General features: G+C 72.2%; 6 protein-coding genes. 5 read left to right on the forward strand and 1 reads right to left on the reverse strand.

The window, feature by feature from the left end; genetic code table 11:
- The 5 genes from TSO352_RS34065 to TSO352_RS21275 all read left to right on the forward strand — a co-directional run.
- The coding region (locus TSO352_RS34065) for a flagellin (protein WP_282183896.1) at positions 1-669 on the forward strand (669 nt) is incomplete at its 5' end.
- A 141-nt stretch (positions 670-810) separates the two neighbouring features.
- Positions 811-1,263: a flagellar biosynthesis repressor FlbT gene (locus TSO352_RS21260; protein WP_247872293.1), complete on the forward strand. Its 453-nt coding sequence runs from the start codon at positions 811-813 to the stop codon at positions 1,261-1,263.
- Positions 1,260-7,148, forward strand: a complete 5,889-nt coding sequence (locus TSO352_RS21265) for a tetratricopeptide repeat protein (RefSeq protein WP_109109226.1) — start codon at positions 1,260-1,262, stop codon at positions 7,146-7,148. The genes TSO352_RS21260 and TSO352_RS21265 overlap by 4 nt, the downstream gene beginning before the upstream one ends.
- A gap of 10 nt (positions 7,149-7,158) precedes the next feature.
- On the forward strand, positions 7,159-7,902 hold the full coding sequence (locus tag TSO352_RS21270) for a tetratricopeptide repeat protein (protein ID WP_109109227.1): 744 nt from the start codon (positions 7,159-7,161) through the stop codon (positions 7,900-7,902).
- A 230-nt stretch (positions 7,903-8,132) separates the two neighbouring features.
- Positions 8,133-8,312, forward strand: a complete 180-nt coding sequence (locus tag TSO352_RS21275; protein WP_109109228.1) for a YdcH family protein — start codon at positions 8,133-8,135, stop codon at positions 8,310-8,312.
- Between the two features lie 187 nt (positions 8,313-8,499).
- Here TSO352_RS21275 and TSO352_RS21280 read toward each other — a convergent pair.
- A partial coding sequence (locus tag TSO352_RS21280) for a tetratricopeptide repeat protein (protein WP_146210811.1) occupies positions 8,500-10,501 on the reverse strand: 2,002 nt, incomplete at its 5' end.

Below are 10,501 nucleotides of genomic sequence, written 5' to 3' on the forward strand. Positions count from 1 at the left end.
GCGGCGAACAACCAGGGCAACGGCATTTCGACCATCGAGAAGAAGGTCGATCTGCAAATCCAGGTCACCAACTCCAACGGCGCCCAGGTCACCCGCGACGGGATGAACAGCCAGGGCGATGCCAAGCTGGCCAACGGCGACCAGGCCTTCGCGTTCGACAGCGGCACCGTCCATGTGAACGTGGACCAGGCGACGATCAAGAAGGCGGCTTCGGCGAACTGCTCGGCGAACATCGTCACCAAGCAGATCTCCGACGCCAACTCGTCGAACGACATCACCGTCCAGTTGAACGAGACCAACACCAACAAGATCACGGTGGGCGCGGTCAACCTGACCACCAGTGGCCAGGGCCTCAAGCTCGACGAGGCGCAGAACGGCTGGATGGACCGTTCGGACATCGACAAGGCGGTTTCCGGCCTTGACGCTGCGAAGCAGACGATCCGTTCGGCCTCGCAGTCGCTGTCGACCAACCTGAACATCATCACGACCCGCGAGAACTTCACCAAGGAGTTCAGCGACGTGCTGACGGAAGGCGCCAGCAAGCTGACGCTGGCCGACCAGAACGAGGAAGGCGCCGGCCTGCTGATGCTGCAGACGCGGCAGCAGCTCGGCACCATCGCCCTCTCGCTGGCCAACCAGTCGCAGCAGTCGATCCTGCGCCTGTTCTAAGGCGTAGAGTTCGGGTAGGGAGTTCGGGTAGATTACGCCCGGCGGGCGGCGGCATCAGGCCGCCGCCCGTTTCTTTTTTGGGCCGAACCGGACCGGCAAAGGCTGGACGGCGCCGGTCGACAAGCCCCGGGTCCCCCACTCATGCCGCTCAAATTCGTTCTCCGCCCCAACGAGAAGGTCATCATCAACGGGGCCGTCATCGGCGCCGGTGATCGTCCGGGGTCGTTCTTTCTCTACAACACCGCGAATTTCCTGCGCGGACGCGAGGTCCTGAAGGAAGAGCAGATCGACAGCATCGAGAAGAAGCTCTATTTCGTCATCCAGCTCGTCTACATCTTCCCCGAGGATGCGACGCTGAACCTGCAGCGCTTCGCCTCGATCCTGGACGAGACCCGCGCGGCGCGCCCCGACGCGGCCAAGACGCTGGACGACATCGCCCGGTTGGTCGAAGGGCGCAACTTCTACCGCGCGCTCAAGCTCTGCCGGAAGATGTTCAAGGGGGACGGCCGCGCATCCGCCTCCACCGACGATCTCGCTGACGACGGGGCGCCGGACACCGGTGCCGACTCTTCCACGACCGACCCGATGCCGTGACGACCGCCGATCTGCTCGACGCCGCCCTGCCGTTGCATCGCGATGGGCGCCTGGCCGATGCGCTGGCGCTGTACCGGCGGCGGCTGACCGACGATCCGGGCGACGCCGTGGCGCTGCACCTTGCGGCGCTGGTCGCCCACCAGACCGTGGGGGCCGGGGCGGCCCTCGCCGGGCTGAACGCGGCGCTGGCGGTGCAGCCGCGGTTCCCGGCGGCGTTCAACAGCCTGGGCAACGCGCTGGCCGATCTGGGCCGGCTGGACGAGGCGTTGCTTGCCTATGCCGCGGCCATCGAGCAGAACGAGCGCTATGCCGAGGCGTACAGCAACCGCGCCACGGTGCTCCAGCGCCTCGGCCGGCAGGGCGAGGCGGCCGAGAGCTACGCCCGCGCCCTGACCATGGCCCCCGGCAACCTCGCCGCCCGCTACAATTACGGGATCCTCCAGCGGGAAATGGGGCAGATCGCCCCGGCGGCCAACGCCTTCTACGAGGTGGTGAAGGCCGATCCGTCGCACCCGTCGGCATGGCGGCATCTGGCGATCTGCCTGCGTGGCCTGGGTCATCCCGATGCGGAGGCCTGTCTGCGCCGGGCGCTGGCCGACGCGCCGGGCGACCAGGAGTTGTCCGGTGAGCTGGGGGGGCTGCTGAACGCGCAGGCGCGCTACGCCGACGCGCTGGCGGTGCTGGAACCGGCGGTGGCCGCGCATCCCGGCAATGTGCTGCTGCGCTTCGCCGGCGGCAACGCGCTGCTCGGGCTTGGTCGGCTGGAGGCGGCGGCGGCGGAGTTCCGTCGGACGCTGGAACGGGAACCGTCGTTGCAGGGCGCCTGCAACAACCTGGGCGTCGCCCTGCTTGACCTCGGGGCCACGGCGGAAGCGGCGCCGGTGCTGCGCCGGGCGGTGGCGCTCAGCCCCGACGACGCCATGGTGATGAACAACCACGGCACCGCGCTCGAAGACCGTCGCGACCCGGAACGGGGGTGGGAGCAGCCGGCGCGCTGGTACCGGCGTGCCTTGCGTCTGCGCCCGGATTATGGAAATGCGCTGATCAATCTGGGCGGCGCCTGCGCGGCGGACAAGGACAGCGGCCGGGCCGACGCGCTGTACCGCATGGCGGCGGCGGCCGATCCCGGCAACGCCGAAGGCTATGCCGGTCTGGCCGGCCTGTTGCTGGAGCGTGACGAGGTGGCCGAAGCCGAACGGCTGTACCGCCGTTCGCTGACGATCGCCCCGCGGCGCCCGGCGACCCTCACCGGCCATGGTCTTGCGCTGCAGATTCAGGGCCGCATCGCCGAGGCGGAGGCGGCGCACCGCAAGGCCCTGGCGATCGACCCCCGCAACGCCGAGGCGGCCGGCAATCTCGGCATGCTGGTCTGGAATTTTCACCAGGACGCCACGGCCGAGCGGTGGATGTCGCGGGCGCTCGCCCTCGATCCCACCCTGGGAACGGCGCATCTCAACCGCGGCATTCTGCGGCTGACGCTCGGCGCGCTGGCCGACGGGTGGGAGGATTACCGCTGGCGTTTCCGGGCCAAGGGGTACGTGAACCGGCGGATCGCCGCACCGCTGTGGCGTGGCGAGGATCCGGCGCGGCGCCGGCTGCTGGTGTGGCGCGAGCAGGGGGTGGGCGACGAGATCCTGTTCGCCTCCTGCTACCCCGACATCATCGCGCGGGCCGGTCATGTGGTGGTCGAATGCGACGAGCGGCTGGTGCCGTTGTTCCGCCGCTCCTTCCCGCGCGCCACCGTGCGGGCCCTGACCGTCGGGCCGGACGGCCGCGAGCGGATCGATCCGCCGGATGTCGACGCCCATGCGCCGGCCGGCGACCTGCCCGGTTTGCTGCGACGCCGCCTGGCGGACTTCCTGGAAGCCGCCCCCTGGCTGGTGCCGGATCCGGCGCTGGTGGCGTCCTGGCGCGAACGTCTGGCGACGCTGGGGCCGGGGCTGAAGGTCGGCATCGGCTGGCGCAGCCAGCTAATGACCAGCGACCGCCGGGCGTCCTATGCGATGCTGGACCAGTGGGGTCCGGTCTTCGCGGTGCCCGGTGTCACCTTTGTCAACCTGCAGTATGGCGAGTGCGAGGCCGAACTGGCGGCGGCGGAGCGGCGCTTCGGCATCACGATCCACCGCTGGCCCGACCTGAACCTGAAGGACGATTTCGACAACGCGGCGGCGCTGACGGCGAACCTGGATCTGGTGATCTCGCCGGCGATGTCGGCGGGGGAACTGGCGGGTGCGCTGGGCGTGCCGGTCTGGCGCTTCGGCAGCCGCGACTGGACGCAGCTGGGCAGCGGGGTGCGGCCCTGGTTCCCATCGATGCGCCTGTTCCAGCCGAACGCCGGCCAAGGGCTGGAGGCGGCGCTTGCCGGCGTGGCGTCGGAGCTGGGCCGGCTGAGGCGGCTGGCGGCCGACCGCAAAGCGGAACAGCTTGGCGCTGCCGATTTGGATCGACGGACGGCGGAAGCCGTCGCGCTGTATCGCGGCGGCGACGCGGCGGCGGCGGAGACGCTGGTGCGCCGCGTGATCGAGGCCACTCCCGGCGGCGCCCCTGGTCATCCGGTCGCTCTGCATCTGGCCGGCGTGCTCGCCAAGCGGCGCGGAGCGTGGGAGGAGGCAACGGCGCTGCTGACACGCGCCGCAGCGGCCGCACCCGCCAACGCGGCGGCGCACGCCGCCCTGTGCGAGGCGTTGCAGGCGCTCGGCCGGATGGACGCGGCCGAGCGGGCGTCGCGCAACAGCGTCGCGGCCCAACCCGACGCTGCCGAGCACTGGATCAACCGGACGGCCCTGTTGCGTCGGATGGGGCACGACACGGCGACGCCGGCCGCCGCCCGCGCGGCGATCACCCGCGCCCAGCGGCTGCGGCCGGATCTGGCCTTGGTCCACAGCCACCGCGGCGAACTGACCGTCGATCCGGGGGAGGCTGTGGCCGCCCATCGTGTCGCGGTCGCCCTGGCCCCGGCCGCGGCCGACCTGCTCAGCAACCTGGGCGGCGCCCTGCATCGGACGGAGCGCTTCGCCGAGGCGGAGCGGGTGCTGGCTTGGGCCGCCCGCTGTGATCCTGGCTTGGCCGTCGCCTGGACCAACCGCGGCAACGCGCTGGAGGCGCTGGGCCGGGTCGTAGAGGCGGAGGCGTGCCACCGCGCCGCGATCGACCGCGATCCGGCGCTGGCCGAGGCGCACGGCAACCTCGCCTATCTGCTGCAACGGCAGAACCGGCGGGAGGAGGCGCTGGCTGCCTTCACCGCCGCTCTCGACGCCGATCCGAAGCATGCGCAGTCCCATTACAACCGTTCGCTGCTGCTGCTGGAGGACGGCAATCTCCGGCCGGGCTGGACCGACCACGAATGGCGCTTCGCGACACCCCAGTTCCGTGCCCAGCGCCGCCGGCTGGCGATGCGGACGTGGCGGGGCGAGAACATCGCCGGCCGGCGGTTGCTGGTGTGGCGCGAGCAGGGGGTGGGCGACGAGATCCTGTTCGCCTCCTGCTACGGCGACGCGCTGCGGCGGGCGGGGCGGCTGGTGATCGAATGTGACCGCCGGCTGGTCCCGCTGTTCGCGCGCTCCTTCCCCGGCGCCGATGTGCGGGCGGAAAGCGTGGACCCGCGCGACGCTGATGTGCAGATCGCCGCCGGCAGCCTGCCGCGTCTGCTGCGCGCCGATCTGAAGCGCTTTCCCGATCGGACGTCCTGGCTGGTGCCGGATCCGGCGCTGGTGGCGCGCTGGCGCGAACGCCTGGCGGCGCTGGAGCCGGGGCTGAAGGTCGGCATCGGCTGGCGCAGCCAGCTGATGACCGGCGACCGCCGGGCGTCCTATGCGATGCTGGACCAGTGGGGTGCGGTCTTCGCGGTGCCCGGCGTGACCTTCGTCAACCTGCAGTATGGCGAGTGCGAAGCGGAACTGGCGGCGGCGGAGCGGCGCTTCGGCATCACGATCCACCGCTGGTCCGACCTGAACCTGAAGGATGATTTCGACAACGCGGCGGCGCTGACGGCGAACCTGGATCTGGTGATCTCGCCGGCGATGTCGGCGGGGGAACTGGCGGGGGCGTTGGGCGTGCCGGTCTGGCGCTTCGGCAGCCGCGACTGGACACAGTTGGGCAGCGGGGTGCGACCCTGGTTCCCGTCGATGCGCCTGTTCCAGCCGGACGCCGGCCGGGGGCTGGAGGCGGCGCTCGCCGGCATCGCCGCTGCGCTGCGGGCGAGCCTGCCGGCGCCGCCCCGCCCTGTCGAGGCGCCCCGGCAGCCGCCGGCCACGACGCCGGCCACGACCACCCCGCCGTCTCGGGACTTCGACGACCTGCTGAACGAGGCGGTCGCCCTGCACCGGGCCGGCCGGCTGGTGGAGGCGGAGGCGGCGTACCGCGCCGCGCTCGACGCCGATCCGGGCCGGACCTCGCCGGCCTGCGCCGACGCGCTGCATCTGCTGGGGCTGGTGCACCACCAGTCCGGCCGGACGGCCGACGCCCTGGCCTTGATCGGCGAGGCGTTGCGCCGCGAGCCCGACTTCGCCAGCGCCTGGAACCATCTCGGCCTGGTGTACGAGGCGGAGAAGCGCCACGGCGAGGCGGCCCACGCCTTCACCCGCGCGCTGGCGCTGCGCCCCGACTTCCGGGAAGCGCTGACCCATCTGGGGCTGGTGCACCAGACCGGCGGGCGGGTGGCCGAGGCGGTGCGGCTGCACCGCCGCTCCATCGCCGTCGCGGCGGAGAACCCGTCGGCCCAGACCAACCTCGGCCACGCGCGCGAACTGGAAGGCCGCACCGCCGAGGCCGCCGCGCAGTATCGCCGGACGGCGGCCCTGCAGCCGGACATGCCGGACCCCTACAACAACCTCGCCACCATGGCGATGCTGGAGGGACGGGAGGCGGACACCAAGCACCACCTGCGCCGCGCCCTGCGGCTCAACCCCGACTTCGCGCTCGCCGCCTGGAACATGGGGCTGATCGACCTTGCCGACGGTCGCATCGCCGCCGGCTGGGCCGGCTATGCCCGGCGCTTTTCCGCCCGGCAGTTGCAGCGCGCCCGCCGCATCGACCGCCCGTCCTGGCACGGCGAGGCGCTGGGCGGCCGGCGGCTGCTGGTCTGGTCGGAACAAGGGGTGGGCGACGAGATCCTGTTCGCCTCCTGCTTCGACGCGCTCCAAGGGCTCGATGGGCCGGTGACGGTCGAATGCGACCGGCGGCTGGTCAGCCTGTTCGCCCGCTCCTTCCCCTGGGTCGCGGTGCGGGCGGAGACGGCGGACGCCGCCGGGAACGAGACGGTGGACCCGCCCGACTGCGACCTTCAGGCAGCGGCCGGCAACCTGCCGGCCCTGGCGCGCGACCGGCTGGACCGCTTCCCTCCGCGGCCGGCCTATCTGCGCCCAGACCCGGAGCGGGTGGCGCTGTGGCGCGACCGGGTGGCGGCGCTGCCCGGCCTGCGGGTGGGGTTGGCGTGGCGCAGCCAGGTCGTCACCGCCCAGCGGCAGGCGGCCTACACCGGCCTTGCCGACTGGCTGCCCCTGCTCGATCTCGCCGGGGTGAGCGTCGTCACCCTGCAATATGGCGACTGCACGGCTGAACTGGCGCGGGTGGAAACCGCCAGCCGCCGCTTGCATCGCTGGGACGACCTAAACCTGAAGGATGATTTCGAGGGGGTGGCGGCGCTGATCGCCAACCTGGATCTGGTGATCGCGCCGGCGACGGCGGTCGGCGAACTGGCCGGGGCGGTGGGAACCCCGACCTGGCGGCTCGGCACCCGCGACTGGACCCAGATGGGGGCCGGGGTGCGGCCGTGGTTCCCGTCGATGCGGCTGATCCAGCCGCCGCCCGGGCAGGGGCTGGCCGACGCGGCTCGCCAAGCGGTTCGCGCGCTGGCTTGGCTCGTCCCGGCGGCGTCACGGGGCTAGGGCGGCGGCGATGGCTACGGTCGCCGCGTTGCTGTCGGCCGCTTTCGACCGGCACCAGTCCGGCCAATACGAGGAAGCGGAGGCGCTGTACCGCCGCATCCTCGGCGCCGAACCCGCGCAGCCACAGGCGCTGCACCGCTGCGGCCTGCTGGTCGCCCAACTCGGCCGGTTGGAAGAGGCCGACCGGCTTCTGGCCCGCACGGTCGGGGTCGATCCGCTGGCCGCCGACGCGGCGGTCAACCACGGCAAGGTCCTGCGCGCCCTGCGCCGCCCGGCCGACGCCATCCGCCGCTTCCGCCACGCCGCCGCCCTGCAGCCGGACCTGGTCGCGGCGCTGGAGGGGCTGGGCCATGCGGAACGCGAGCGCGGCGATCCGGCGGCCGCCGCGTCCGGCTATGGCCGGGCGGCACTGGCCGGCGGTGGCGCCGCGGTGTTCCGCCAGTGGGGCATCGCCCTGGACGAGGCCGGCCAGCCCGCCGCGTCGGTGGAGCCGCTGCGCCACGCCGCCCGGCTCGACCCGACCATGGCGTCGGCGCCGGCCCGTCTGGCAACCATCCTGCTTGCGCTCGGCCGTCCTGAGGAGGCCGCCGCCTGCGGCCGGCGCGCCCTGGCGCTGCGGCCAGACCACGCCGACTCGCTGCGCGTTCTCGCCGTCATCGCCCGGGCGGCCGGCGACCGGCGGCAGGCCGACGCCGGATTCGACCGGTTACGGCGCCTCAACCCGACGAGTGAAAACGGCCACCGGCCGGAGTAGCCCGAACCCAAAGGGGCTGCTCCCTCCACACGGTGTTGCGCGAAGAGGTTTCAAGACCCCCCTCTGCGGCTAGGCGTCATACCTCCGAACGGTTGAGGCATTTTTTCGCATGTTTTGACCGCATAAAACGTAAGATTAGGGTTGTTCGGCGCTTCGTAAGGGTGAACACTGCGTTCACCGACCCGTCACATTGAGGCGGGACCCGGACTGATCCTAGTGGAGAGCGACTCATGCACACTGAAGCTCGCCTTTCGTCTCTGCAAGAAAAGCACATGCGCCTTGACCGCGCGATCCTCGACGAGGAAAAACGCTCCTGGCCGGATGACAGCGCCGTGAAACGGCTCAAGCTGGAAAAGCTGCACGTCAAGGAAGAGATCGATCGCCTGACGCGCGTCGGCCCGATGAATTAATCCCCCCAATCACATCACGGCTCTTCAGCCGGTAAGGCTACGAAAGCCGGGTTGAGGCGGACTGCCTCAGCCCGGCTTTTTTAACACTCCGCCCCCATCAGACCCGGTCAGGAACATCCTGACCGCTGCGCTCATACGCCACGCAGGCTTCGGCCCCGCCGGGCTGCCGTCGGGTAGGACACCGGGGTCAGGAGGTCTTCACTCGTGAATCCGGTGCCAGACGGCGCAGTTCCGCCGCCACCCGAGGCACCAGATCGGCCACGCTTTCGCCGGGTGCCGTCTGGAACAGGCGCATCGACGGAAACCACGGCCGCACCGCGGTGCCGAGCGGCGTCCAATCGCCGCGGCGCGCCAACCGCCACACCGGCACCCCCAGCGCGCCGGCCAGTTCTCCGGGGGAGGTCGCCGGGGAGATCACCAGATCCAGCGCCGCGGTCAGCGCCGCCGCACCGTCCAGATCATTCCGCAAATCGAGGTCGGCGAAGGCGTGCGGCGCCCGGCCGAAGGCACGCCCGGCAGCGGCCAGTTCCTCGGCGCAGTCGCCATATTGCAGATTGATCGGCACCAGCCCCGGCAACGCCAGCACCGGCCCCCAATCCTCGATCCGCGTGTAGTCGGGCACCCGGTCCGGATCAAGTTGACCGCTGCGCCAGACGATGCCGACCCTAAGCCCCTCCCCCAGCCCGGCCAGCCGGCGACGCCAGTGCTCCACCGCCGCCGGGTCGGCGCGCAGCGCCGGGCCGAGCGCGTCGAAGGCCGACAGCGCCCCTCCGCGACGATGCGCCAGCGACCCGATGGCGACGTGGCGGTCGATCCCGGAAACCGGGGCATCGGGCGATGCAGGCGCCGGCCGCACCGTCGCCTGCGGGAAGGACCGGGCGAACAACGGCACGAAGCGTGGGTCGCACTCCACCACGACATGACCGGCGCGCGCGATCAGGTCGGGAAGCAGTTGGGCGAACATCAGTTCGTCGCCGATCCCCTGCTCGCGCCACACCAGCAGCCGCAGCCCGGACGGGTCCCCACCGGTCCAGGCCGGCACACCGGGGCGGCGGGCCGCCGCCTGCAGGTCGCGGGCGTCGAAACGGCGGTCGTAACCGGCCCATCCCGCCTCCAGCTGACCGCGGGCCAGACGCAGGACACCGCCGTTGAAGGCGGCCGACGGGTGGCCGGGCGCCACCGACAGTGCACGGTCGCACCAAAGCAGCGCCGGCTCCTCCATCCCGAGTTCCCGGAGCAGGCGCCCGCGGTTGGCCATGGCGTCGGTCGCCGTCGGATCCAGCGCCAGCGCCGTCCGCCCGGCCCGCTCCGCCTCCACCAGCCGCCCCAGGCGTCGCAGCGTCACCGACCGGTTGACCCAGCCCGCGACCAGGGCCGGCGCCCGGTCGAGCGCCCGCGCGTGCGCCCGGTCCGCCTCGCTCCAGCGGCCGAGGCGGGCCAGCACCGCCCCCAGATTGTCGTGCCCTTCGGCCAAGGCCTGATCGGCGACGACCGCCCGGCGATGCACCCGCTCCGCCGCGGCGATGTGGTCCTGGGCGTTCAAGGCGTTGCCAAGGTTGCTCAGCGTCGCCGCGTCGCCGGGGTCCAGCACCAGCGCGGTCCGGAAGCTCGCCGCCGCGTCCGCCACCCGGCCAAGCGCAAGGCGGACGTGGCCCAGGCTGATATGCGCCGTCGCATATTCCGGCACCATCGCCACGGCGGCGGCGATCCGCGGTTCGCCACGCTCCGGCGCGCCGGACTGGTGGGCCAGCAGGCCCGACAGATGCAGCGCCACCGGGTCCTGCGGACGTCGCTCCAGCACCCGTTCGTACAACTCGGCCGCGGTCGCCCGGTCGCCGTCGCGGTGGGCCGCCACCGCCTGCTCCAGGAGATGGCTTGGCTCAGGCTCCGGGGCGGGGTCGCCGCTGTCCCCGTCCGGCGGCAGCGGTGGGGTGCGGCCGGGCGGATGCGGCGCCGCGGACGCCCGCAGCGTGGCGGCGATGCGGGCGAGCGCCGCCTCCAACCCCTGGCCGGCGTTCGGTTGGAACAGGCGCATCGACGGGAACCAGGGTCGCACCCCGCTGCCCAGCTGCGTCCAGTCGCGGCTGCCGAAGCGCCAGACCGGCACGCCCAGCGCTCCCGCCAGTTCCCCCGCCGACATCGCCGGCGAGATCACCAGATCCAGGTTCGCCGTCAGCGCCGCCGCGTTG

The sequence above is a fragment of the Azospirillum sp. TSO35-2 genome (assembly GCF_003116095.1).
Taxonomy (GTDB): domain Bacteria; phylum Pseudomonadota; class Alphaproteobacteria; order Azospirillales; family Azospirillaceae; genus Azospirillum.